The following is a 22,985-nucleotide window of genomic DNA, read 5'->3' on the forward strand; positions in this document are numbered from 1 at the left end:
GGCACCGAGGGGTCAGGGGACCCAGGCGCAGACGAGGTGGGCGGCGCCGTCCGCGCTCACCGGCCCGGCGGCGTCCGGCACGAGGCACGACTCGCCGCGGCGCAGCTCGACCTCGCCGGTCGCGGTCAGCAGTCGCACCGCGCCGTCGAGCACGAGCACGATCCGCGGGCCGTCCGGGGCGAGAGCCACCGGCTCCGCCGGGTCGACGTCCGCCGTCATGAGGGCGAACTCGCTCACGGGTGCCCGGTAGCTCGTCACCAGGCTCGCCGTCCCGGCCACGACGGTGTCGGGACGCACCGGCGGGCGGGGTGCGAACGCCGCGCACTCCAGGAGCGCCCCCGCGTCGACGTGCTTGGTCGTCAGGCCGGCGCGGAGCACGTTGTCCGAGGCGGCCATGATCTCGACCCCCAGGCCGGACAGGTAGGCGTGCACCTCCCCGGCGGGGATGAACATGGCCTCGCCGGGTTCGAGGGAGACCCGGTTGAGCAGCAGCGACGCCACGGCGCCGGGGTCCCCGGGGTGCTCGTCGGCGAGCTGCAGCACCGTCGCGTCGGCGCGGTCCGACGGCGAGCCCGACCGGGCGCGGGCCCGGACCGAGGCGACGGTGGCGGCGACGTCGTCCGCGCAGGTGGCGCCGTCCCGCGCGGCGACGAGGAGCTCCATGGCCGCGCGGAGGCCGGCCGACGACCGGGTGCCGACCAGCGCGTCCTGGAGCCGGCCGACGAGCTCGCCGTCCAGGCCGTCGAGCAGCTCGAGGACGGCTCGCGGGCTGCGGAACCCGGCCAGCCCCTCGAACGGCGTGAGCGCCACCAGCATCTCGGGCTTGTGCTCGGTGTCGTGGAAGGACCGGTGCGGCGCCTTGGCGGGCAGACCGGCCCGGTTCTCGCGGTGGTAGCCGGCCCGCGCCTGGTGCGGCCGGGGGTGCACCTGCAACGACAGCGCCCGCTCGGCGGCCAGCACCTTGAGCAGGTAGGGCAGCCGGGGCCCGAACCGGTCCGCGACGCGGCGGCCCAGCACCTCCACGGGGGCCGCGGCGACCAGGTCGGCGACGGTGGAACCGCTGCTCACGCGCGACGGCGCGGAGGGATGGGCACCCAGCCACAGCTCGGCGGCGGGTCGCCCGTCGCGCGGTCGGCCGAGCAGACCCTGGATGTGGTGGTGGGAGCCCCAGTCATAGGGTTGGACGGTGTTCTCGAGCCGATGCGCGGCAGTGAGGTCGACCGGTGCTGTTGGGATGGTGTTCATCAGCGGTTCATCGACTTTCCTGAGACGGATGTGATTCACTCGGCGCTCGATCCAGGCGCCCTGACGGAACCGACCCACCGGAGACCTCGTGCATGCATTTCATTCCATGGCCTATCTCGACGTCGAGAAGTCGGGGTCCACGTACGTGTCGCGTTTTCTGCGCGATTTCCTGGACGACGACGAGGTGTCCTTTCGCAAGCACGTCGAGCTGGAGGACCGGCCGCCGTCGGGCCGCCTGCACGTCATCTCCGTCCGTGACCCGCTGGAGTCCTACCTGTCGTTGTACTCCTACGGCTGCCAGCGCAAGGGTGGACTCGCGGGCTCGGTCCGCGCGGCGGGTCTCGGCCACCTCTACGACGGTACCCCCGCCGGGTTCGACAGGTGGCTCGACGTCGTGCTCGACCCCGCCCACGCCGGGGCGATGAACCCGCGCAGCTATCAGCGGTCCGGCGTTGCGGAGCACGCGGGACTGCTGTCCTACCGGGTGGCGCGGCTGTCGAGCCCGCGAGCGAGACGCTGGATCCGCCGCGTGACGTCGCCGGAAGACTTCGTGGCGCGCTACCGCGAGCACACCGTCGTCGACGTCGTCCTGCACAACGAGACGCTGACAGAGGACCTCGAGGCGTTGGTGCAGCGCGAGGACCTGGCGTGGCGCCCGTCGCGGGACGTCGCGCTCGAGGCGCTGCGGGCCCAGCGCCGTCTGAACACCAGCCGCCGGCTCGACGACGACGCGCGGTTCGAGGTCCCGGAGGACGCCCGACGCCGGGTGGCGGCCCGCGAGCGCCTGCTCACGGAGGTCTTCGGGTACGAGGACGGTCATCGCAGCTCCACGACCGATCCGATCCGGGCGAGGTCCTCGGCGTAGCGCTCGTCCAGGGCGGCGACGGCGTCGGGGGACAGGAACGACGCCGGGACGTCGCCCGGGGCAGGGTGCCTGCCGAGCGCGTCGGTCACGAACCGGTGGAAGGCCGCCCGCTCGTCGGCGCCGTCCAGCAGCGGCAGCACCTCGAGGGAGAGGTCGGCCATGCGCTGGGTGTACCGCGTGTTGGTGCGCCGGGACACCTCGTCGCCCACCTCGACGCCGGTCGCCCCCAGGCGCTCGAGGGCGTCGGTGAGGATCTGCCCCACGAGCGGGCGGGCGTCGCCGCGGTCCCGGTCGTAGTCGTAGACGGTCACGTGCTCGGCGCCGAAGGTGCGGGCGAGCTGCTCGACGACGCCGCGCCAGGACAGCCGCGCCTGGACCCGGTCGGCGAGCTCGTCGAACCGGACGGCCCTGCCGTGCTTGAGCTGCTGCTGGTAGGCGGACTCCAGGAACGCGGCGTACCCGCGAACGGTGAACTGGACGTGCCGCGGGACGCCGTCGGTCGCGCGGGCGATCCCGGCGACGTTCTCCGCGATCCGCGGGTACAGCTCCGCGCTGTCGCGAGCGAAGGCCGGACCGGTGTTCGACTCGCAGGAGTAGAACAGCCCGGGTGCTCGCGTGCCGCGCCAGGCGTCCTCGAGGAAGGCACGCAGGCGGTCGTCGGCGCCCGGCCGGGCGACGTCGTACCAGCCGTCGAGGGCGGCACGGATGTCGGGCTGCGTGGTCCGGGTGACGACGCCGGCGGCGGTGAGCTCGGTGTCGTGCTCGCGGCACCAGGACTGCACGGCGGTGGTGCCGGTCTTCTGCGAGCCGAGGTGCAGCACGACCTGGTGACCGGCCGGCAGGGGGCGGCGTGCGGCGACGGCGTCGCGCAGGCGCTGGACGAGGTTCATCGGACCTCCACGAGGTCGCGCAGGCGGGCGAGGTCGGCACGGTCGCGGTCGGCGAGCCCGGCCTCCTGCGCGGGGGAGAGCGGGCGGGCGGGCGTGCCGTGGGTGTCCACCTGGCGGTCGACGAAGGCGCGCAGGCTGCGGCGCTCGTCGTGGGAGCGCAGGTGCGGCAGCGCGGTACGGGCGACCCGGAGCTGCCGGTCGGTCCAGTGCTCGTCGGGGGTGCCGGGCACGTCGTCCAGCGGAAGGCCGTCGAGCGTGGTCAGGCGGCCGAGCGTGCTGGCGAGCACGGCGCGCCCGACGGCGGCGGTCGCCGCGACAGGGTCGTCGGCTCCTCGCAGGGTGGTCGCGTCGTGGACGCGGACCCGCTCGGGCCCGACGGCGGCGACGAACGACTCGACGAGCGGGACCCAGCTCGGGTCCTCGACACCGTCCCAGAACGCGTCGAGGCCGACGTCGTGCCCGTGGCGCACGGAGGCGACCCAGCCGGAGGTGACGGCGTCGGCGTGGGCGGTGAGCGTCACGTCGACGGTCCAGGACGTGCCGGCGAGGGCCGCGGCGAGGGCGTCGACCCCGGCCTGCGCGTGGGGGTGCAGGGCGCCGCCGCGGGGCAGGTAGACGGGCCCGAGGGGGGCGTTGGAGGAGAACAGCACGGGGCCGTCGGCGGTGAGGTGCTCGCGCAGGCGGTCGCGGCCCTTGTCGGAGCGCCAGTCGAGGCCGGGCACCGCGTCGCGCAGCTCGGACCAGGACGTCCGGGCCGTCACGCCCCGCTCGCCGAGCGCGGTGCGGTGCGTGTCGCACCACGCCCGCACGGTGCGCACCGTGGGGCGGTGGGTGCTCAGGTGGACGGCCACCGGCGATCTCGCCTCGGGCATCTCTCGGACTCCTTCTTGCCGTGTGCCGGACGATGGGAACGTTAGTCCCCCCGACGGGTGAGAAGTGACATCCTGGTGGCCCGGGAGCACAATGGGCGACAGGAGATCGCCAATGTTCACCGACGGGTCACATGATGTTCTTCGACAGTTTTCGCGATATGGCCGACTTCGCCTCCTGGGGCTCATAGTGTCGCCGCCATGAACGAATCCGTGCTCGTCGTCGTGCCTGCCCGTGGCGGGTCTGCCGGGGTACCCCTGAAGAACCTGCAAAGGGTCGGGGGCAGCTCCCTGGTGGCCCGTGCGGTGCGCTCGGCGGCCGCCGCCCCCGCGGTGACCGACGTCGTCGTGTCGACCGACCACGCCGAGATCGCCCGCGAGGGTGCGGTGCACGGCGCCCGGGTCGTGGAGCGTCCCGCGGACCTGGCCGGAGGCACCGCCAGCTCCGAGTCCGCCGTGCTGCACGTCCTCGACGAGCTGGCGGCCCAGGGCGCGCCGGACCCGGCCGTCACCGTGCTGCTGCAGGCGACGAGCCCGTTCGTCGACCCGGCCGACCTGGACGCCGCGGTCCGTCAGGTGCTCGACGGACGCCACGACGTCGTCGTCGCCGTCTCGCCGACGCACGACTTCCAGTGGCGCCTCGACGCCGACGGGCCGGTCCCGGTGGGTCACACCACCGATCATCGCCCCCGCCGCCAGGACCGGGCACCCCACTTCCGCGAGACCGGCGCGTTCTACGTCATGCGCACCGCCGGCCTGCGCGAGCACGGCACCCGGTTCTTCGGCTCGGTCGGCCTGCAGGAGGTGGCGCCGGAGTGGGCGGTCGAGATCGACGAGCCCCGTGACCTGTGGCTCGCCCGCACGCTCCTCGACCAGCCCGCCGAGCGTCCGGGTGCGGTGGGGTCCGACGCCTCGAACCGTGCCGAGCCCGGGCGCTCGGCGGAACGGATCGACGTCGACGCCCTCGTGACCGACTTCGACGGCGTGCACACCGACGACGGCGTGTACGTCTCCCAGGACGGTGTCGAGCAGGTGCGCGTCCACCGCGGCGACGGCCTCGGCGTCGGCCACCTGCGCACGGCCGGCGTCCCGATGCTCATCCTGTCCAAGGAGACCAACCCGGTCGTGACGGCCCGGGCCCGCAAGCTCGGGGTCGACGTCCTGCAGGGCATCGACGACAAGGCCACCGCGCTGCGCGACTGGTGCGCCGCGCACCGGCTCGACCCCGACCGGGTCGCCTACGTCGGCAACGACGTCAACGACCTCCCTGCCCTGCGCGTCGTCGGCTGGCCCATCGCCGTCGCCGACGCCCACCCCGACGTGCTCGCCGCCGCGCGGGTCGTCACCGAAGAGCGAGGCGGCCACGGCGCCGTCCGCGAGATCTGCGACCGCATCACCACCCATCGGAAGGACCCCGTCATGACCGCCACCTCCACCGCCCCGGCCCAGCCCGTCCAGATCGGCGAGCACGCCGTGGGCACGGGCGAGCCCGTGTACGTGATCGGGGAGATCGGCATCAACCACAACGGTGACGTCGAGATCGCCAAGCAGCTCATCGACGTCGCGGTGGCCGCGGGCTGCCAGGCCGTGAAGTTCCAGAAGCGCACGCCGGAGATCTCCACCCCGAAGGACCAGCGGGACAAGATCCGGCAGACGCCGTGGGGCGAGATGACCTACCTGGAGTACAAGTACAAGGTCGAGTTCGAGCACGAGCAGTACACCGAGATCGACCAGTACGCCAAGGCGCAGGGCCTGCAGTGGTTCGCCTCGCCGTGGGACGTCCCCTCGGTCGGGTTCCTCGAGGAGTTCGGCGTGCCGACGCACAAGATCGCCTCGGCGTCCGTGACCGACCACGAGCTGCTGCGGGCTCTCGCCGACACCGGCAAGCCGCTCATCCTGTCGACCGGGATGTCCACGCTCGAGCAGATCGACGAGGCCGTGGAGATCCTCGGCACGGACGGCCTGGTGATCCTGCACTCCACCTCGACGTACCCGCTGCCCCCGGAGGAGGCGAACCTGCGCACGATCAACACGCTCCAGGAGCGGTACGGCGTGCCCGTCGGCTACTCGGGTCACGAGACCGGCCTGCAGATCTCGCTGGCCGCCGTGGCCCTCGGCGCGGTCGCCGTCGAGCGGCACATCACCCTCGACCGTGCGATGTGGGGCTCGGACCACGCCGCGTCGCTCGAGCCCAAGGGGCTCAGCAACCTCGTGCGCGACATCCGCATCCTCCAGGACGCCCTGGGCGACGGCGAGAAGAAGGTCATGCCCGGCGAGCTCGCGCCGATGTCGCGCCTGCGCCGCATCGGCGCCTGACCGCGAGCCAGAGCACCGCACGAAGGACAGGACCGCATGACCGTCTCCCGACCCCAGGTGTCCGTCGTCGTCCCCGCCCGGGACGCCGGCGGGCACCTGCCCGACGCCCTGGGCAGCCTGCAGCGGCAGGACCTCGACCTGTGCGACCTCGAGGTGGTGGTCGTCGACGACGGGTCGACGGACGACACCCTCGCGGTGCTGGAGGAGGCCTCCGCGCACCTTCCCGCTCTGCGCTGGGTGCACCACCGCACCCCGCAGGGCGTCTCGGCGGCCCGGAACCGGGGGGTCCGGGAGTCGCGCGGCCGCTGGGTCACGTTCCTCGACCCGGACGACTGGTTCTTCCCCGGCCACCTCGCCGCGATGGTGGGCGCCGCCGAACGGTACGACGTCGACTTCCTGGTGTGCGACCAGGTGCAGGCGTACGGCAACGAACGGCGCCGGGTCCGCGCGCCGGAGCCGCGCCGGCACGTGCCGCTCGACCCGCGCACCGGCATCCTGCCCACCTCGCGGTCCACGATGGTGAACTACGTCCAGGTCTCCTCGCGCTTCCTGTCACGGCGGGTGGTCGACGACGGCCTGGCCGTCTTCGACGAGGGCCTGCCCACGGCGGAGGACCGGGAGTGGGCCTGGCGCCTGCTGCTCGGCGCCCGGCGTTACGCCGTCGTGGACGCGCCCGGCTACGTCTACCGCCGGGCGGTGACCGGGTCGCTCACCGATGTCGGCGACGGCCGCCAGCTCGGGTTCCTCGAGGCCTACGACACGGTGCTGGAGCGGCTTCGCCGTGACGGCCTGGACCAGTACGAGCCCAAGGTGCTGCGGGACGTCCTGGCGGTGCTGCACCACCACGCGTCCCGCCGGAAGGTCTACCCGGACGACGTGTGGGACACGATGACGGCGCGGGCCCGGCAGGTGGTGGGACGGTTCGACAAGTCGGTCGTCGCCCAGCAGGTCGCCGCGCTCGGCCCCGAGAGGGTCCGCACCGTCCGCAAGCAGGGGGTGGCGCTGTGAGCGACGTGCACACGCAGATCGTCACGGCGTCCACGCTGTTCGGGGCGGCCACGGTGGCCGCCGCCTGGGACGCGGGCGCCCTGCCGCGACGCGACCGCACGGTTCTGGTGGTCCAGCACAACGTGCCGGCCCCGGAGTGCTCGGACGACTTCACGGCGGGGCCGGCCTTCGCGGCGCTCGCCGACCGCTTCGACGCCGTGGTGGCCTGGAACGACGTCATCACGCCGCACCACCCCAAGGAGTGGAAGCCGCGGCCCGCGGACGTCCCGCTGTGGCAGCGGCTGCTGCGCGAGCGGTGGGAGCTGGGCGACGGACCGCTGGAGATCGTGGGCGAGTCGGTGGCCACGCCGCCGACCGGAGCCCTCGTCGCCATCTTCGCCTCGGCCGCGGTGAGCGTGTACGCGGACGGTCTGATGGTCTATGGCCCGACGCGGTTCGACCTCCGTCACGAGGTCGGCGGGCGCGTCGACCGCCTGCTGCACCTCGACCTGCTGCCGGGGGTGCGCCCGACGCTCCTCGCCGAGTGGGACGTCCCGGGCGCCGTCGTGCCGGCGGAGGCGTTCCGCAAGGTCGTCGGTGCGCTGACGGAGCAGGCCGTGGCGACCGACGTGGCCCGCGCCGAGCGGCGGGGACCGACCAACGGGCACTCCGCCGTCGTGCCGCGCACGCTCGCGGAACGGTTGCCGGAACCCGGCTCGTACGCCCTGCTGCTCGGCCAGTACATGGCGGCGATCGGGCTGGTGACGGACACCGAGGAGGCGGCGCTGCACCGGCGCATGGTGGAGGCGGCGGCGGAGCGCGGGTTCACGCACGTGCTGCTCAAGCCGCATCCGTCGGCACCCCGCCAGGGCACCGCGGAGCTGGTCGAGCACGCCCGGAGCGTGGGCGTCGAGCTCGAGGTGGCTCCCGCCGCGGTGCTCGCCGAGTCCCTGTACGGGGAGTCGGCGCCGGGGCTCGTGGTGTCCTGCTTCTCGACGGCGCTGGCCACGGCTCGCGCCCTGTACGACGTGCCGACGCTGAACGTCGGCACCGGCATGCTGCTCGAGCGGCTCGAGCCGTACCCGAACTCGAACCGGGTGCCGGCCGTCGTGGTGGACGCCCTCGGGCGGCCGGACGGACGCTGGCAGGACCCGGCCGAGATGCAGCGGCTGGTCCGCGCGGTGTCGTACTGCCAGCAGCCGCAGCTCCTGGCGCGCTTCCGGGGGGAGGCGGCCGGTCTGTTGGGTGGGCTCGACGAGAGCACCCTGCGGCTGTGGTTCCGCCGCAAGCGCCTCACCGCCCTCGGTCTGCCCGGCGGGCTGCCGGTGCCGCGGTGGCGCTCGGCCCGGGTGATCGCGCTGGTGGACGGCGTCGACCGGCGCCTGCTGGGCGGTCGCCTGCGTCGTCTCGTCCGACGGCGCTACGCCGGTGCGGGGGACGACGTCCGGGCCGCCGTCGCGTCGGTGAGGGGCGAGATGGATGGCTGAGCCGGACGACGCGGGCGCGCTGCGGCTGGTGGGCGACCTGCCGCGGGACTGCGGCGTGCGGGTCGTCGCGTGCGTGCGCGACGAGGAGGCCTACCTGGCGGACGCCGTGCGGTCGGTGCTGGCCCAGGACCACGCGGGTGGCCTGCACCTGGTCCTCGCGGTGGGTCCGTCCCACGACGACACCGCGGGCATCGCCGCGCGGCTGGCCGAGGACGACCGGGTCACCGTCGTGGACAACCCGACCGGCTCGCGGTCGATCGGGCTGAACCTGGCGATGGAGCACGACGCCGCGGACGGCACGCCGGACGACCACGCCGTCGTCGTGCGGGTGGACGGGCACACCGAGCTGCCGCCGGACTACGTCCGCCGGTGCGTCGAGCTGCTGCGGGTCACGGGTGCCGTGGGCGTGGGCGGGATGATGACGCCGGTGGGTGACGGGGCGGTGCAGGAGGCGGCCGCCCGGGCGATGAGCCACCCGGCCGGCATCGGGGCGGTGTCCTTCCACACCGGTGGTCGCCCCGGCGAGACCGAGACGGTCTACCTCGGCGCGTTCCGCCGCGACGCCGTCCGGGCCGTCGGCGGGTACGACCCGACGCTGTTCCGGGCCGAGGACTGGGAGCTGTGCCTGCGCCTGCGGCGGGCGGGCGGCCTGCTGTGGTTCGACCCGTCGCTGGTCGTGGAGTACCGCCCACGCCGCACCCTGCGGGCCGTGGCCAAGCAGTTCTGGCGCACCGGGATGTGGCGCCGGGAGGTGGTCCGCCGGGACCCGTCGACGGCGAGCCCGCGCTACCTGGCGCCGCCGGCGCTGGTGCTGGTGCTCGCGCTCGCGGTGCTGTTGACGGTGTGCGGGCTGCTGCTGGCGTCGCCGTTCGTGGTCGGTGCGGGCCTGTCGCTGCCGGTGGCGTACGTGGTGGGGGTGCTGGCCGCGGCCGCCCACGCGGCGGCGCGGCGTCCGGTCCTGCGCGCCCGGGCGGCGCTGGTGCTGCCGGTCGTGCTGGTGGTGATGCACGTGTGCTGGGGGGCCGGGTTCGTGCGCGGGCTGACGGCTCGCGCGGCGGCGGACCACCGCGCCTGACCTTTCGGCGGCCGAGCAGGAAGTTGAGCCCGCATTCGGCTCGATAGCGGGACCAACGTCCTGTTCGGCACCGAGGCCGGGGAGGTCAGCGGGTGAGGCGCGCGGAGAGCGCCACGGGCAGCGCGGACCGCGCGACGGACCACAGGTGCCGCGGCCACGACCACGGTCCGACGACGTCCCGCGGCGTCAGCGTTCCGGCGCGCGACCGCTCAGCGAGCGCGCGCACCGCCGGCCCGAGCTCGTCACCGGCGTGCAGGTAGCCGTCCTCGCACCAGGCGGGCTCCGGCGTCGGGCCGCCGGTGCGCAGCGTGGCGGCGACCTCGTCGAGCCGTCGCAGGCACCCGGAGCCGGCGTAGGCCTCGTTGAGCTGGTCGGGGCCCACGCCGAAGTCGGTGAGGAACACGGTGGGCAGCCCGCGGGCGAGCGACTCCAGCCCGGCGGTCGAGCTGACGGTGAGCAGCGCGGTGCCGGGTGTGAGGTGGTCGGCCAGGGGGCCGACGGCGAAGCTCAGCGCGTCGGCGGTCCGCCCGAGCCGCCGGTGCTCGGCGGTCCAGAGGGCGTCGAGGGGGTACGGCTCGTTGTGCGTCTGGCGCTCCCCGGCGCGGGCCCGCAGCTTGACGGTGACCTCGAGGCCGTCGTCGGTGAGGCGTGCGAGGCCGTCGAGCAGCCGGACCCGCTCCTCGCGCGTGGCCGGCACCTTGGCCTGGGCCGCGAGCACCACGCGGTGCGGGATGCCGGGGGTGCGCTGCGGGGAGGAGGGCGATGCCGTGGTGCCGGCCTCGGCGGTCGGGCCGCTCGCGGCGTCGAGGAACGGCAGCCGGGACAGCACGATCCGCGGTGTGGCGCCGTGGGCGGCGAAGGCGGTGGCGTAGGGGGCGGTCTCGCGGCGGCCGTGCACGACGAACGCGTCGGCCCAGCGCCGCCACCCGGTGCCGCGCTCGGTGGCGGGCAGGGCCATGCCGGGCAGGCCGGTGACGAGGGCTGGTCGCCGGCCGCCGCGCGCGGCGCGCAGGACGCGGCGGGCGACGAGCTCGGCGACGGGCCCGGTGGCCGCCACCAGGACGACGTCCGGGCGCCGGGTCGCCACGAGGCGGGCGAGCGCACCGGGGGAGAGCACCGCGGGCGGGCTCAGGGCCGTCCCGGCCACCGCCGCGTGCGCCTGCTCGGTGCTGGGCGCCAGGGGTGAGCGGACGACGACGACGGCGGGGTCCACGGCCGGTGCGCCGCCGCCGTCGTCGCGCAACCGGGCGAGGCTCCAGGCGGCCCACTTGAGGTAGGAGTCGGCGTCGGCGACGGCCAGTACGCGGACGGGCGTCATGCGACCGATCGGGAGCCGCGTCGACGGTCGTCGCGGCGGGCGTCGGCGCCGCGCGCGAGGTCCGCGGCCAGCCCGAGGTGCTCGCGCAGCGCGGGGGTGGCGCGGGACGTCCACCACGCCTCGGGCACGTCCTGCGGCAGCACGCCGACGCCGCGTGGTGTCAGCAGCCGGGTGAGCGTCACCGCGGAGGTCGACGGCAGGGACACGACTCGCTGGGCGGAGGTCAGCCGGCGCAGCCGGAGCTCGACCGGGGCTCCGGGCGCGTCCACCTGCACCCCGGGGAGTTGTTCGAACAGAGCGGTCACCAGCGGGTCGTGCCGGCGGTGCGGGATGTAGCGCACGGGCCCGTCGGCGGCGAGGCCGGTCAGCCAGGCCGCGTACTGGTCGGCGTGGACGAGCCGGTCGGCGACCAGCCCGGAGCCGACGACGACGGTCGGCTCGTCGATCTCGGCGGGGGCGCCGTCGTCGGGCCGCGACGAGAGCCAGGCGAACGAGTGCTCGACGACGTCGACGCCCAGCGCGGTGAGCGCGGCGGTGAGGTCGTCGTCGAGCGGGAGCATGGTGCACAGGGTCAGCCGCCCGGCCCGTGCCAGGCGCCGCAGCCGGCGCGTCGTGAGGGTCCCGAGGGTGTACCGCAACGGACCGGCGGAGGTCGAGAGCCGGACCATGGGCTCGGCGTCCACGAGACGGCGCGCCACGTCGAGGGTGGCCAGGCCGTCGTCGACGACGACGATCCGCCCCACGGTGCCGGCGCGGGCCAGCGCGGTCTGGAAGACGCCGGAGAACGGGTCGCCGACCAGGTGGACGGGTGCACCGTCGAGAGACCGCCCGGCGGGACCGACCGTCACGTCGAGCCCGTCGGGCAGCCCGAGGTCACGGACGGTACCGACGGCGGTGGCCAGCGTGGGGACGTCCGCGCGGGCCACCACCCGGGTCCGGTCGTCGGACGACGTGCGCAGATGGCCCGCGGCGTGGGCCTCGACGGCGCACAGCAGCTGCAGCGGGGACTCGACCAGGGCGCTCACAGGTCCAGGGAAGCACGCCCGGGCGTCCTGCGGGCGACCCGTGGGTGTCCACCGGATGAACGAGGCGACGAGCGGCGCATTCGGTCGAACGGGCTGTCGAACAGCTGCCGGGCGGTGGATCGAGCTGGTGGGTCCGCACAGCGGCGAGCGTCCGGGGTGTCTTAGCATCATGGGGTGTCGATGCTCCGTGCACTACGCGACAGGCTGCGGGGGCACGAGACGGAAAAGCCGTCGACCCCCGCCGGCTCGATGCTGCCCCGCGGCAGTCACCTCGCGGTGACGTGGACGATCCCGGACGACTACGGCGGGATGACGTCGGCGTTGCTCCGCCGTTCGCGGGCCTTCGCGCGGGACACCGGCGAGCCGGTGCGGATCCTCACGTTCGACCCGGCGCTCGACGCCGCCCGCGCCCGGGCGCGGCTGAGCAAGGTGGGCGAGCTCGACGGTGGCGTCACCCTGCACCACCTGTGGGAGGATCTCGCGGCCTGGCCGGACGACGCCCTGGGCGTCGCGCCCGGCGCGGAGCCCCGCACGTACCCCCGCGCCGATGGCGGACGCCGGTCCCGCTCCGAGGTCGACGACGACGGCGCGCTGGTCCGGCGGTGGCACTACCGTCCCGACGGCACGCTCGCGGCCCTGGAGAAGGTACGCCGGCGCGGACGCCTGGTGCGGGTCTTCGACCGTGCAGGTCGGCCGGGGCGGCGGTGGACGTCGATCTGGGGCCTGTACGCCGACTGGATCGACGGGATCCTGCCGCCCGGACCCGCGTACGTGGTGGTCGACAGCAAGTCGATGGTCCGCCCCTTCGCCCGGCTGGAGCGGCCCGGCACGGCGGTCGCGCACGTCGTCCACGGGGCTCACCTGAGCGGCCGCGCCGACGACGCGCTGGGCCCGCTGTCCGGGAGCCGCAGGGCGCTCGTGCGGCACCTCGACGACTTCGACGCGGTGGTGCTGCTCACCGACGGTCAGCGACGCGACGTGCTGGAGCGGGTCGGTCCGCGCGACCACGTCCACGTGGTGCCGAACAGTACCGACCTCCCGCGCGTCGCTCCTGACCGGGCCCGCGACCGGGGCGCCGGGGCCGTGATCGCCCAGCTCTCCGACCGCAAGCAGGTCGACCAGGCCGTCGCCGGCTACGCGCTGGCCGCCGAGCGCACCGGGGCCCGGATGCGCCTCGACGTCTACGGGGACGGCCCGCGCCGTGCCGAGGTGGAGGCGGCGGCACGCCGGACCACCGGTGTCCGCCTGCACGGCTACGTCCCCCGCGCCGCCGACCGGCTGGCCAAGGCGTCGTACCTGCTCCTGACCAGCCGCAGCGAGGGGCTGCCCCTGGTGCTGGCGGAGGCCATGTCGCGCGGGAGCCTGCCGATCGTCTACGACGTGCGCTACGGTCCGGCGGACTTCATCACCGACGGCGTCGACGGGTTCCTCGTGCCGGACGGGGACGTCGAGGGGATCGCGGACCGTATCGAGCGGTTGTTCAACCTCGACGAGGACGACGTGCGCCGGATGCGGCACGCGGCCCGGGCGACGGCGGAGCAGTACGCCGACGGCGCCGTGGTGGCACGCTGGGCGCAGGTGTTCCGGTCGGCGGCGGAGCGCGCCGAGGGGCGCCGTCGCACCGCCACGACCGCGACGGCGGACTGACCGGACCGTTGTTCCGGGTCCAGCCGGTCCGCCGCGCGGCCGGACCCGGGTCAGCTCCCGCCGTCGGCCGCCGCGACCGCACCCACGAGCCGGTCGCGCTCGAGCAGGCACTCGTCGACGAAGTCGAGGAACCGGGCGCTCGACTCGCCGCGCTCGAAGCCGAAGTAGTGCTGGCGGGCGGCCTTCCGGGCGTCGCTGCGCTGGTCCTTGGCCAGGTTGCCCCGCAGGAGGTCGGCGACCGTGCCCACCGTGTCGCCGTCGACGACGTCGACCGCTCCGGCGATGGGAGACTCGGCCACCAGCCGGGTGCGGTCCGTGCGGCGGTCGGTGAGGATGATCGGCGTCTCGGGGTGCAGGTAGAGGAAGTCGAGCCCGATCGACGAGATGTCGGTGACGAGCAGGTCGACGCCCTCGAAGACGGCCAGCGGGTCGGCGTCGAACGGCATGAGGTGCTTGCCGCCACCGTGGTTGGCGGTCTCGACGAGGTGGAGGATCTCGTCGTGCGCGGCGCCGCAGGCCGGGTCGGTGCCGTTGATGACGCGCGGGTGCGGCTTGTAGACCAGGCGGACGCCGTCCTGGGCCAGCGCGGCGCGGACGATCTTGACGCCGTAGCGGTCCAGCGACGTGTAGTTGTTGGCGTCGTTCTCCCCGGACCACGTGGGGGCGTAGAGCACCGTCCGCACGCCGTCTGGAGCGGAGGGCAGCGCCGGGGCGACGTCGAGGTCGAGCTGAGGGCGGCCGCACACGGCCAGCCGGGCCTCGTCGAAGTTGATGAGGGCGCGGCGGTGCCGCTCGATCGCGGCCTGCCCGGCGACCACCACCCGGTCGTAGGACTTGGCCTGGTTGGAGACCATCGAGACCTTGTCGGACTCGCCGTGGTTGACGTGCACGTGCAGCGCGCGCTGGTAGATCAGCGACTGGAAGTTTCGCATCCCGTTGTTGACGTACATCACGGTCTTGACGCCGATCTGCTCGTACAGCTTGAGAACGGAGTCGATCGTGCGCGCGGACACGACCGGCAGTGCCGTCATCGAGCGCAGCCGAGTCGTGGTTGCGGGGTGACCGGTGACGATGACGAGCCGGTGGCGTCCGGCGACCTTCTCAAGGACGGGGAGCCACTGTTCGATCTGGTAGATCGTTGCGGGAGCGTCGGCGAAGTGCACCGCGACCGTCGCTCGGGCGACGTCGTCAAGCGGTGGATCGATGTCCGGTTGCTGATCGGCGGCAGCGTACAGTGCACGCTTGACGCGGGACCCGACCTGGAGGATGACGTCGGCAGTCTTTGACGTGAAAGAGCGACGGTATGCGGCTGCGGTCCTCGGCATGGGCCCTTCCGGGAGTCGGTCGCGTTCGAACGATACGGCGCTCAGTATCTCACCTTGTGGGTAGGATCATGCGGTCGGATCCCCCCCTGAAGGACAGGTTCGCAACCCACCGTGACCTCTGAGAAGACCCCGGCCGCGGGTGCGGCCTCGCCGGGCGGCGAGCGACCCGCAGCTCCGGAACCACCGGACCCGATCGTGCCGGAGACGTCGTCGGCCGAGCGCCTTGCTCTGGCCGAACGATACGGCCTGACCAAGATGGGCGTGCGCCCTCCGCTGTGGCCGTACGTCAAGGACGTCGCCTCCCGGTGGGCGTTCATCCGGGTGCTCGGCACCGCGACCGCCTACGCGCGCAACCAGAACACGTACCTCGGGCAGCTCTGGGCGGTCCTCAACCCGATCCTCAACGCGACCGTCTACGTGCTCATCTTCGGGGTGCTGCTCGACGTGAGCCGCGGGGTGGAGAACACGATCGCCTTCATCGTGATCGGCGTGTTCCTGTTCCGGTTCGTCGAGCAGTCCGTCAACGGCGGGGCCCAGTCGATCGCGAAGCGCACCAATCTCATCCGCTCGCTGCACTTCCCGCGGGCGGTGCTGCCGATCTCGAACGTCATGTCGCACCTGACCACGCTGATCCCGGCGCTGGTCGTCATGGCCGTCATCGTGTGGGCCTCGGGATACTTCCCCGAGTACGACGCCGTACCGGTCACGTGGCAGTGGCTGCTGCTCATCCCGGCCGTGGCGCTGCTGTGGATCTTCAACATGGGGCTGGCCTTCGTCATGGCGCGGGCGGTGGCCATCACCCCGGACCTGGACAACGTCATCTCGTTCGTCCTGCGGTTCGCCATGTACGGCTCGGGTGTCATCTTCCCGGTGGTGCGGTACGTCAACGAGCTGCCCGACGCCATCCAGGTGTGGCTGGGCCCGATCCTGGAGTACCAGCCGATCGCCGTCTACCTCTACCTGGGGCGCTCGTCGCTGATGAACGAGGACGCGTTCGTGCAGGACCCCTTCATGTGGATCCTCGGCGTCGTGTGGGCGATCGTGTTCTTCGTGGCCGGGTTCATCATCTTCTGGCGCGGTGAGGAGAGGTACGGACGTGACTGACGACGTGACCGAGGCGGACGCGCACCTCGACTTCGACCTGGAGGTCGACGAGGACGACGCCGGGGAGCACGCGGGCGCGATCCCGCTGGGCGACCCGTGCCTGGTCGTGGACGACCTGCACATCGTGTTCCGCGTGTTCGGCGGCAAGAGCCGCGAGCGGGCGGAGAAGTCCGGTGCGCACGTGCAGGCGGCGGCACCGAAGAAGAAGCCGCTCGTCAAGCGGCTGCTCGGCGCTGGGCGCCAGCACGTCGGGGCGGTGAGCGAGGTGCACGCGGTGCGCGGTGTGTCGTTCACGGCGCGGCACGGCGAGTCCATCGGCATCGTCGGGATCAACGGCTCCGGCAAGTCGACGCTGCTACGGGCGGTGACGGGGCTCATCCCGCCGCACTCGGGGTCGGTCTTCGTCGACGGCGAGCCGGCGCTGCTGGGCGTCAACGCGGCGCTGATGCCGCAGATGACCGGGGCGAAGAACATCGAGATCGGTGGTCTGGCCCTGGGGATGACGCCCAAGCAGATCGACGAGAAGTTCGACGAGGTGGTGGAGTTTGCCGACATCGGCAGCTTCGTCGACCTGCCCATGAAGACGTACTCCTCGGGCATGGCCGCGCGCCTGCGGTTCGCGATCAGCTCGGCCGCGATCCCGGACATCCTCATGGTGGACGAGGCGCTGGCCACGGGCGACGCTGCCTTCAAGGCGCGGTCCAAGGCGCGGATCGAGGAGGTCCGCCAGCAGGCGGGCACGGTGTTCCTCGTGAGCCACTCGATCACGACCATCGAGGCCATGTGCACCCGGGTGCTGTGGATGCACCAGGGCAAGCTCGTCATGGACGGGCCGGTCGAGGAGGTCACGGCGGCCTACCGGCAGTTCGTCCGGGCGCACCGCCAGGCGCGGTCGGGGGGTCGCGCCGGCGGCGCGCGTCGCCGGCGCAACGGCGGCGACGACAAGAAGAAGTAGGGCGCCCGCCGCGTCAGAGGAGCGCGCGCACCTGGGCGACGGCGTCCTCGACGGACGTCACCGACGTGTCGACGACGAGGTCGGCGTCGTCGGGCTCCTCGTAGGGGGAGGAGATCCCGGTGAACTCGCCGATCTCGCCGGCGCGCGCCTTGGCGTAGAGGCCCTTGCGGTCGCGGGCCTCGCACACCTCGAGCGGGGTGGAGACGTGCACGAGCACGAAGCGCCCGGCGGCCTCCGCCAGCTCTCGCACGCGGGCGCGCCCGCTGGCGAACGGCGCGATGGGCGCCGCGACGGCGATGCCGCCGTGGTAGGCGACCAGGGAGGCGACGTAGCCGATCCGCTCGACGTTCAGCTCGCGCGACGCCTTGTCGAACCCGAGCCCCTGGGACAGGTGCTGGCGCACCTCGTCGCCGTCGAGCAGCGTGGTGTGCCGGCCCTCGTCGTCGAGCTCGGCCGCCAGGGCACGGGCGACGGTCGACTTGCCGGAGCCGGACAGGCCCGTGAAGAACACGACGGTGCCCTCCTGGCGGGCGCCCTGTGCGGCACGGGTGACCTCCGCGGCGACGGCGTCGGGGAACAGCGCGTCCACCTCGGTGGCCCAGAGCCCGTCCAGGCGGGCGAGGCGTTCGCGCGTGGCCGCGGCGCGGTGGTCGGCGAGGCGGACCGCCCGGTCCGCCCCGTAGGCCGCGGCGACCTGGTCCCAGGTCAGCTCGGTCGCGCCGGGCGCCGCCGTCGGCCAGGGGACGACGGCGGCGGTGCTGCGTCCCGCCACCGGGGCGGGCAGCGCGTCGCGCACGACGGTGGCGGCGCGGGCCAGACCGGGCCCGCCGAGGGTGCCGGGCCGCGGCGGGCGCCGTGCGGCGGGAGCCAGGACGACGACGGCGGCCGCTCCGGCCGTGAGGTCCGCGAGCGCGGCGAGCTCGTCACGGGTGGGCGGTTCCTCGACCACCACGGCGAGGACGTCGGCGTCGGGGCCGACGGTGCGGCGGACGCCGTCGCGGACGTCGTGGGCCGGTCGTCGCAGGCTCGGGTCCCAGTGCGGTCCGGCGGCCCGGGCGAGCGGCTTGACCGGGACGGCGTGCCCGTCCGCGTCCAGGACGGCGAGCGGCGTGTTCTCGGCGTCGGTCAGCGTGGCCGGGGGCTCGGCGGTCCCGGGCAGCGGCATCGTCGGGGTGCCGCCACCGAGGTGGAGCTCGAGCAGGTCGAGCTCGTCGGCCGTCAGGACGTGGGTGCTCGGGGGGAGGTTCATGGGCTCTCGGTGCCGTCCTTGGTGGCCGTGGCCGGTTCGCGGGGCGTCGGCGGGAGCGGACGCTTCTTGAGCTGCTCGCGCACGACCACCCAGGCGAGGTTGCCGAGCACCAGGGCGGCGACCGCGGCGCCGGCGACGACGGCGACGGAGGCGCCGAGGAGCTTCAGCCCGGAGGCGAGCAGCAGGATGGCCAGCGCGCGGCGGATGAGCCCGCCGGGGGCGCGGCTGGAGACCTGGGCGCCGAACCACGCACCAGGGATCGCACCGATGAGGAGCGACGTGGTCAGCGCGAGCGAGAACTCCCCGTACAGCAGGTGGCCGAGCGAGGCCGCCGCGACCAGGGGGACGGCCTGGACGAGGTCCGTGCCCACCAGGTTCGAGGCCTTGAGCGCCGGGTAGAGCATGAGCAGCGCGACGATGATGATCGAACCCGATCCCACCGACGTCATCCCGACCATGAGGCCGGCGACGACGCCGAGGAGCACCGTGGGGACCTTGCGGACGACGACCTGGGCGTTCGTGGGCCGGGTGGGGCCCTCGCCGAGCGCGCGGCGGTGCTGGACCATGCCGAGGGCCGCGCGGACGACCAGCATGGTGGCGGCCATGAGCAGGGCGACGCCGAGGATCACCTGCAGCGCCTCGTCGAGCGAGTCCCCGAACGGCAGTGCCCGGATGATGAAGACCCCGCAGAACGCGGCGGGCACCGAGCCGATGCACAGCCACAGCACGAGCTGGAGGTTCACGGTGCGCCGCCGCAGGTGCACGACCGCGCCCGCGGGCTTCATGAAGAGGCTCGCCACGATGTCGCTGGAGACCGCGACGAGCGGGTCGACGCGGAAGACGAAGATCAGCATGGGGGTCATGAGGGCGCCGCCGCCCATCCCGGTCAGCCCCACGATGAAGCCGACCAGCAGACCTCCGACGATCAGGCCGGGGTCGATGTCGATCATGCCGCGCCGCCACCACCGGCGGGGCGGGGGCCCGTGCGGCGACAACACGGGACGGCGCCGGTTCGCGCGAGTCTCGGCAGTCGGTGGACCAGGGTGGCAGGCATGGTCGAAATGGTAGCCTCAGCGACGGCTCAGAGCCGATGTGCGCCACCACCCGAGACACCGAGGAACTCGATGACCACGACCACCCCGGTCCTCCCCGAACCGGCGCTCGACGACGCCGCGCTCGCGGCCGCGCTCGCCGAGGGGGCGGGGTCCGTGCTGCTCGCTCTCCGTGCCGAGGTGGACAACACTGCCGAGGCGTTCGAACCGCGAGATCTCAAGGACGCGGGGGACGCCGCGGCCCAGTCGTGGCTCGCCGCCGCGCTGGCCCACGCGCGCCCCGACGACGCCGTCCTGTCCGAGGAGGCGAAGGACGACGCCGCCCGCACCGCGGCGGACCGTGTCTGGATCATCGACCCGCTCGACGGCACCCGGGAGTTCGCGGAACGTTCGGCGGACGTTCACCCGGGTGGTGCACCCTGGCGCGATGACTTCGCCGTGCACGTCGCCCTGTGGAACCGGGGGACCGCCGACGGCACGGCGGGTCCCGGCGGCCTGGCCGCCGGTGCGGTGGCCCTGCCGGCCCGGGGCATCGTGCACACGACCGGTGCGCCGTCGTCGTCGGCAACACAGGATGACGAGGCGCGTGCCGTGCTGGCGGGGAAGCGGCCGCTGCGCATCGCGGCGAGCCGCAGCCGCCCGCCCGCGTTCGTCGCCGAGCTGGCCCGGCGGGACGACGTCGAGCTGGTCCCGATGGGATCGGCCGGGGTGAAGGTCGTCTCCGTCGTGGACGGTACGGTCGACGCCTACGTGCACGGCGGTGGCCAGTACGAGTGGGACTCCGCGGCACCGGTCGCGGTCGCGCTCGCCGCCGGCTACGACTGCACGAGGCTCGACGGCACCCCGCTCGAGTACAACCGCCAGGATCCCTGGCTCCCCGATCTGTTCGTCTGCCACCCGGCCCTGGCCGCGCACCTGCGCGCGGCGCTCCAGGGAGTCGGCGTGGCGATCAAGGAAGGTGCCCAGTCGTGACGTCCCACGTCCTGAGCCAGCTCCGCAGCCTCGAGGCGGAGAGCATCCACATCATCCGCGAGGTGGTCGCCGAGATGGAGCGGCCCGTGCTGCTGTTCTCCGGCGGCAAGGACTCGATCGTCATGCTGCACATGGCGGCCAAGGCGTTCGCGCCGGCGCGGATCCCGTTCCCGATCATGCACGTCGACACGGGCCTCAACTTCCAGACGGTGCTCGACTGCCGCGACCGGTGGGTCGAGCGGCTCGGCATCCAGCTCGTCGTCGCGTCCGTCCAGGACGCCATCGACCGCGGCCTGGTGAAGGAGGAGCCGAACGGCTCGCGCAATCGGATCCAGACGCCCGTGCTGCTGGAGGCCGTCGAGAAGCACGGCTTCGACGCGGCGTTCGGCGGTGGTCGGCGCGACGAGGAGAAGGCCCGCGCCAAGGAGCGCGTCTTCTCCTTCCGCGACGACTTCGGCCAGTGGGACCCCAAGAACCAGCGCCCGGAGATCTGGAGCCTGTACAACGGCCGGGTCCACCAGGGCGAGTCGATCCGCGTGTTCCCGCTGTCGAACTGGACCGAGCTGGACATCTGGTCCTACATCGCCGCCGAGTGCATCGACATCCCGGACCTGTACCTCGCCCAGGAGCGCGAGGTCGTGAACCGCGACGGCATGCTGTTCGCCGTCAACGAGTTCACGCCGCTCAAGGACGGCGAGACGTCCGAGAAGCGCTCGGTGCGCTACCGCACCGTGGGCGACGCCAACCTGACGGCAGCCGTCGAGTCCGAGGCCACCACCCTGACCGCCATCGTCGAGGAGACCGCCGCGGTGCGCATCACCGAGCGCGGCGCCACGCGTGGCGACGACAAGGTGAGCGAGGCCGCCATGGAGGACCGCAAGCGAGAGGGCTACTTCTAAGCCATGAGCACCACGACCGAGAACCTGGCCGAGGCCCTGACCGACGGCTCCACCGACCTGCTGCGCTTCGCGACGGCGGGATCGGTCGACGACGGCAAGTCGACCCTCATCGGCCGCTTGCTGTTCGACTCGAAGACGATCTTCGAGGACCAGCTCGACTCCGTGGAGAGCGTCTCCAAGGACCGCGGCAACGACTACACCGACCTCTCGCTGCTCACCGACGGCCTGCGCGCCGAGCGCGAGCAGGGCATCACGATCGACGTCGCCTACCGCTACTTCGCGACGCCGAAGCGCAAGTTCATCATCGCGGACACCCCGGGCCACATCCAGTACACCCGCAACATGGTCACGGGCGCCTCGACGGCGGACGTCGCGCTGATCCTCGTGGACGCGCGCAAGGGCGTCATCGAGCAGTCGCGCCGCCACACGTTCCTCGCGACGCTGCTCGGCGTGCCGCACATCGTGGTGTGCGTCAACAAGATGGACCTCGTGGACTACTCGGAGGAGGTCTTCGAGGGCATCCGCCGGGACTTCACGGAGTTCGCCTCGCGACTGCGTGTGCCGGACCTGACGTTCATCCCGATCTCCGCGCTGGAGGGCGACAACGTCGTCAACCGCTCCGAGAACACGCCGTGGTACGAGGGGTCGCCGCTGCTGAGCCACCTCGAACGGCTGCACGTCGCCTCGGACCGCAACCTGGTGGACGTCCGCTTCCCGGTGCAGTACGTGATCCGGCCGCAGTCCCACGAGGCCCGCGACTACCGCGGCTACGCGGGCACCGTCGCGTCCGGCGTCATGAAGCCGGGCGACAAGGTGGTGGCGCTACCGGCCGGGCTGGAGACGACGATCGAGTCGATCGACACCGCGGACGGCCCGGTCGAGGAGGCCTACCCGCCCATGGCGGTCACCGTGCGCCTGGCCGACGAGATCGACATCTCCCGGGGCGACATGATCGCCCGTCCGAACAACACGCCGGCCGCCCTGCAGAACATCGACGCGCAGATCTGCTGGATGGACGAGACGTCGCCGCTGACGGTGGGCAAGAAGTACGCGATCAAGCACACGACACGCTGGGCGCGTGCCATGGTGAAGAACATCAACTACCGGGTGGACGTCAACACGCTGCACCGGGACGAGGACGTCACCGAGATCAAGCTCAACGAGATCGGTCGCATCCAGCTCCGGGTCACGCAGCCGCTGTTCGTCGACCCCTACCAGCAGAACCCGGAGACCGGGTCGTTCATCCTGGTCGACGAGTCCACGAACAAGACGGTCGCCGCCGGCATGGTCGGCGGCCTGCCACACAGCGCCTGAGGTCGAACGCTGCAGCTGAGTTCGATCGGGCGCGCCGGCTACCGCCACGGACCCCTTGCTTCTATTCCCGCCGTGAAACTGACGGGAATAGAGCAAGGGGTCCGTCCTGTCGTGGTGGTGCAGACGACCCGATTCGGCGCACTATGATGAACCGCCCGGTAACTGTGGGTGAACGAGAGAGAGGTTGAGGATGACTGGCTCGGCGCGGTGCGCAGATCACCGTCGCGACGCCCGGCTGGCTGGCAGCACGTCGAAGGCGCAGCACCATTCCTGGGCGCTCGGGACCGTTCGCGGCCCGTCGTGAGCGTGTCCGTCTTCGGCCGGCTGCGTCAGTCGATTCAGCACCTCGTGGGGCGACGTGCGCCGCAGAAGGTGCGTCCTGGTACGACGG

General features: G+C 73.1%; 20 protein-coding genes and 1 pseudogene. 13 read left to right on the forward strand and 8 right to left on the reverse strand.

Going from position 1 to position 22,985, the window contains the following annotated elements; genetic code table 11:
• Positions 1-12: 12 nt before the first annotated feature.
• Positions 13-1,245 (reverse strand): mannose-6-phosphate isomerase, class I, encoded by a 1,233-nt coding sequence (gene manA / locus AC3RJ8_RS04520; protein WP_489714747.1) that lies wholly within the window; start codon positions 1,243-1,245, stop codon positions 13-15.
• Positions 1,246-1,351: 106 nt separating this feature from the next.
• On the opposite strand from manA, the gene AC3RJ8_RS04525 reads away from it, so the two are divergent.
• Positions 1,352-2,110 (forward strand): hypothetical protein, encoded by a 759-nt coding sequence (locus AC3RJ8_RS04525; protein WP_489714748.1) that lies wholly within the window; start codon positions 1,352-1,354, stop codon positions 2,108-2,110.
• Here the strand turns inward: AC3RJ8_RS04525 and AC3RJ8_RS04530 are convergent.
• Positions 2,062-3,000: a hypothetical protein gene (locus AC3RJ8_RS04530; RefSeq protein ID WP_489714749.1), complete on the reverse strand. Its 939-nt coding sequence runs from the start codon at positions 2,998-3,000 to the stop codon at positions 2,062-2,064. The two genes, AC3RJ8_RS04525 and AC3RJ8_RS04530, sit on opposite strands and share 49 nt — an antisense overlap.
• Positions 2,997-3,872: a hypothetical protein gene (locus AC3RJ8_RS04535; protein WP_489714750.1), complete on the reverse strand. Its 876-nt coding sequence runs from the start codon at positions 3,870-3,872 to the stop codon at positions 2,997-2,999. The genes AC3RJ8_RS04530 and AC3RJ8_RS04535 overlap by 4 nt, the downstream gene beginning before the upstream one ends.
• A gap of 198 nt (positions 3,873-4,070) precedes the next feature.
• Between AC3RJ8_RS04535 and AC3RJ8_RS04540 the strand changes: the two are divergent.
• The 5 genes and pseudogenes from AC3RJ8_RS04540 to AC3RJ8_RS04560 form a co-directional block, all read left to right on the forward strand.
• Positions 4,071-5,177 (forward strand): annotated as a pseudogene (locus AC3RJ8_RS04540) (cytidylyltransferase domain-containing protein); the annotation flags it as partial.
• Positions 5,178-5,288: 111 nt separating this feature from the next.
• Positions 5,289-6,185: an N-acetylneuraminate synthase family protein gene (locus AC3RJ8_RS04545; RefSeq protein WP_489715574.1), complete on the forward strand. Its 897-nt coding sequence runs from the start codon at positions 5,289-5,291 to the stop codon at positions 6,183-6,185.
• A gap of 36 nt (positions 6,186-6,221) precedes the next feature.
• The gene (locus AC3RJ8_RS04550) at positions 6,222-7,193 is read left to right on the forward strand and encodes a glycosyltransferase family 2 protein (RefSeq protein WP_489714751.1); all 972 of its coding nucleotides are present in this window, start codon (positions 6,222-6,224) and stop codon (positions 7,191-7,193) included.
• Positions 7,190-8,659 carry a polysialyltransferase family glycosyltransferase gene (locus AC3RJ8_RS04555; protein ID WP_489714752.1) on the forward strand — a complete coding sequence of 490 codons (1,470 nt, stop codon included), beginning with the start codon at positions 7,190-7,192 and terminating at the stop codon, positions 8,657-8,659. Before AC3RJ8_RS04550 ends, AC3RJ8_RS04555 begins: the two co-directional genes overlap by 4 nt.
• Positions 8,652-9,734, forward strand: coding sequence for a glycosyltransferase (locus tag AC3RJ8_RS04560; RefSeq protein ID WP_489714753.1), 1,083 nt, complete (start codon positions 8,652-8,654; stop codon positions 9,732-9,734). The genes AC3RJ8_RS04555 and AC3RJ8_RS04560 overlap by 8 nt, the downstream gene beginning before the upstream one ends.
• Positions 9,735-9,819: 85 nt before the next feature.
• On the opposite strand, the gene AC3RJ8_RS04565 is transcribed toward AC3RJ8_RS04560, so the two are convergent.
• Together AC3RJ8_RS04565 and AC3RJ8_RS04570 are read right to left on the reverse strand one after the other, a co-directional pair.
• Positions 9,820-11,052 (reverse strand): DUF6716 putative glycosyltransferase, encoded by a 1,233-nt coding sequence (locus AC3RJ8_RS04565; RefSeq protein WP_489714754.1) that lies wholly within the window; start codon positions 11,050-11,052, stop codon positions 9,820-9,822.
• Positions 11,049-12,077 carry a hypothetical protein gene (locus AC3RJ8_RS04570; protein ID WP_489714755.1) on the reverse strand — a complete coding sequence of 343 codons (1,029 nt, stop codon included), beginning with the start codon at positions 12,075-12,077 and terminating at the stop codon, positions 11,049-11,051. Before AC3RJ8_RS04570 ends, AC3RJ8_RS04565 begins: the two co-directional genes overlap by 4 nt.
• Before the next feature lie 180 nt (positions 12,078-12,257).
• Here AC3RJ8_RS04570 and AC3RJ8_RS04575 point away from each other — a divergent pair, with 180 nt between their 5' ends.
• Complete coding sequence (locus tag AC3RJ8_RS04575; protein WP_489715575.1) at positions 12,258-13,724, forward strand: glycosyltransferase; 1,467 nt, start codon at positions 12,258-12,260, stop codon at positions 13,722-13,724.
• Between the two features lie 50 nt (positions 13,725-13,774).
• Here AC3RJ8_RS04575 and AC3RJ8_RS04580 read toward each other — a convergent pair whose 3' ends face one another.
• The gene (locus AC3RJ8_RS04580) at positions 13,775-14,755 is read right to left on the reverse strand and encodes a CDP-glycerol glycerophosphotransferase family protein (RefSeq protein WP_489714756.1); all 981 of its coding nucleotides are present in this window, start codon (positions 14,753-14,755) and stop codon (positions 13,775-13,777) included.
• Positions 14,756-14,782: 27 nt separating this feature from the next.
• On the opposite strand from AC3RJ8_RS04580, the gene AC3RJ8_RS04585 reads away from it, so the two are divergent.
• The 3 genes from AC3RJ8_RS04585 (at position 14,783) to AC3RJ8_RS04595 (ending at position 17,108) form a co-directional block, all read left to right on the forward strand.
• Positions 14,783-15,010, forward strand: a complete 228-nt coding sequence (locus AC3RJ8_RS04585; RefSeq protein ID WP_489714757.1) for a hypothetical protein — start codon at positions 14,783-14,785, stop codon at positions 15,008-15,010.
• A gap of 150 nt (positions 15,011-15,160) precedes the next feature.
• Positions 15,161-16,153 carry an ABC transporter permease gene (locus AC3RJ8_RS04590; RefSeq protein WP_489714758.1) on the forward strand — a complete coding sequence of 331 codons (993 nt, stop codon included), beginning with the start codon at positions 15,161-15,163 and terminating at the stop codon, positions 16,151-16,153.
• Complete coding sequence (locus tag AC3RJ8_RS04595; RefSeq protein WP_489714759.1) at positions 16,146-17,108, forward strand: ABC transporter ATP-binding protein; 963 nt, start codon at positions 16,146-16,148, stop codon at positions 17,106-17,108. The genes AC3RJ8_RS04590 and AC3RJ8_RS04595 overlap by 8 nt, the downstream gene beginning before the upstream one ends.
• 13 nt (positions 17,109-17,121) lie before the next feature.
• Here AC3RJ8_RS04595 and cysC read toward each other — a convergent pair whose 3' ends face one another.
• Both cysC and AC3RJ8_RS04605 read right to left on the reverse strand, forming a co-directional pair.
• The gene (gene cysC / locus AC3RJ8_RS04600; protein WP_489714760.1) at positions 17,122-18,357 is read right to left on the reverse strand and encodes an adenylyl-sulfate kinase; all 1,236 of its coding nucleotides are present in this window, start codon (positions 18,355-18,357) and stop codon (positions 17,122-17,124) included.
• Positions 18,354-19,307: a sulfite exporter TauE/SafE family protein gene (locus AC3RJ8_RS04605; RefSeq protein ID WP_489714761.1), complete on the reverse strand. Its 954-nt coding sequence runs from the start codon at positions 19,305-19,307 to the stop codon at positions 18,354-18,356. The genes cysC and AC3RJ8_RS04605 overlap by 4 nt, the downstream gene beginning before the upstream one ends.
• Before the next feature lie 174 nt (positions 19,308-19,481).
• Here AC3RJ8_RS04605 and AC3RJ8_RS04610 point away from each other — a divergent pair, with 174 nt between their 5' ends.
• From AC3RJ8_RS04610 to cysN, 3 genes are read left to right on the forward strand one after another with little or no spacing between them, the layout of a single operon-like run.
• On the forward strand, positions 19,482-20,381 hold the full coding sequence (locus AC3RJ8_RS04610) for an inositol monophosphatase family protein (protein WP_489714762.1): 900 nt from the start codon (positions 19,482-19,484) through the stop codon (positions 20,379-20,381).
• On the forward strand, positions 20,378-21,280 hold the full coding sequence (gene cysD, locus AC3RJ8_RS04615) for a sulfate adenylyltransferase subunit CysD (RefSeq protein ID WP_489714763.1): 903 nt from the start codon (positions 20,378-20,380) through the stop codon (positions 21,278-21,280). Before AC3RJ8_RS04610 ends, cysD begins: the two co-directional genes overlap by 4 nt.
• 3 nt (positions 21,281-21,283) lie before the next feature.
• Complete coding sequence (gene cysN / locus AC3RJ8_RS04620; RefSeq protein ID WP_489714764.1) at positions 21,284-22,594, forward strand: sulfate adenylyltransferase subunit CysN; 1,311 nt, start codon at positions 21,284-21,286, stop codon at positions 22,592-22,594.
• Positions 22,595-22,985: the final 391 nt, after the last annotated feature.

Source organism: Isoptericola sp. MSGPD8_1_ISO-PGPR-S23-394 (assembly GCF_058072785.1).

What these genes read in the sequence shown, in the direction of transcription:
- AC3RJ8_RS04530 (WP_489714749.1), bottom strand. Translation starts at nt 3,000, where the DNA reads ATGAACCTCGTCCAGCGCCTGCGCGACGCCGTCGCCGCACGCCGCCCC.
- AC3RJ8_RS04605 (WP_489714761.1), bottom strand. Translation starts at nt 19,307, where the DNA reads ATGATCGACATCGACCCCGGCCTGATCGTCGGAGGTCTGCTGGTCGGC.
- AC3RJ8_RS04550 (WP_489714751.1), top strand. Translation starts at nt 6,222, where the DNA reads ATGACCGTCTCCCGACCCCAGGTGTCCGTCGTCGTCCCCGCCCGGGAC.
- AC3RJ8_RS04560 (WP_489714753.1), top strand. Translation starts at nt 8,652, where the DNA reads ATGGCTGAGCCGGACGACGCGGGCGCGCTGCGGCTGGTGGGCGACCTG.
- manA (WP_489714747.1), bottom strand. Translation starts at nt 1,245, where the DNA reads ATGAACACCATCCCAACAGCACCGGTCGACCTCACTGCCGCGCATCGG.
- AC3RJ8_RS04525 (WP_489714748.1), top strand. Translation starts at nt 1,352, where the DNA reads ATGGCCTATCTCGACGTCGAGAAGTCGGGGTCCACGTACGTGTCGCGT.
- AC3RJ8_RS04610 (WP_489714762.1), top strand. Translation starts at nt 19,482, where the DNA reads ATGACCACGACCACCCCGGTCCTCCCCGAACCGGCGCTCGACGACGCC.
- AC3RJ8_RS04545 (WP_489715574.1), top strand. Translation starts at nt 5,289, where the DNA reads ATGACCGCCACCTCCACCGCCCCGGCCCAGCCCGTCCAGATCGGCGAG.
- cysN (WP_489714764.1), top strand. Translation starts at nt 21,284, where the DNA reads ATGAGCACCACGACCGAGAACCTGGCCGAGGCCCTGACCGACGGCTCC.
- cysC (WP_489714760.1), bottom strand. Translation starts at nt 18,357, where the DNA reads ATGAACCTCCCCCCGAGCACCCACGTCCTGACGGCCGACGAGCTCGAC.
- AC3RJ8_RS04565 (WP_489714754.1), bottom strand. Translation starts at nt 11,052, where the DNA reads ATGACGCCCGTCCGCGTACTGGCCGTCGCCGACGCCGACTCCTACCTC.
- AC3RJ8_RS04535 (WP_489714750.1), bottom strand. Translation starts at nt 3,872, where the DNA reads ATGCCCGAGGCGAGATCGCCGGTGGCCGTCCACCTGAGCACCCACCGC.
- AC3RJ8_RS04575 (WP_489715575.1), top strand. Translation starts at nt 12,258, where the DNA reads ATGCTCCGTGCACTACGCGACAGGCTGCGGGGGCACGAGACGGAAAAG.
- AC3RJ8_RS04580 (WP_489714756.1), bottom strand. Translation starts at nt 14,755, where the DNA reads ATGACGGCACTGCCGGTCGTGTCCGCGCGCACGATCGACTCCGTTCTC.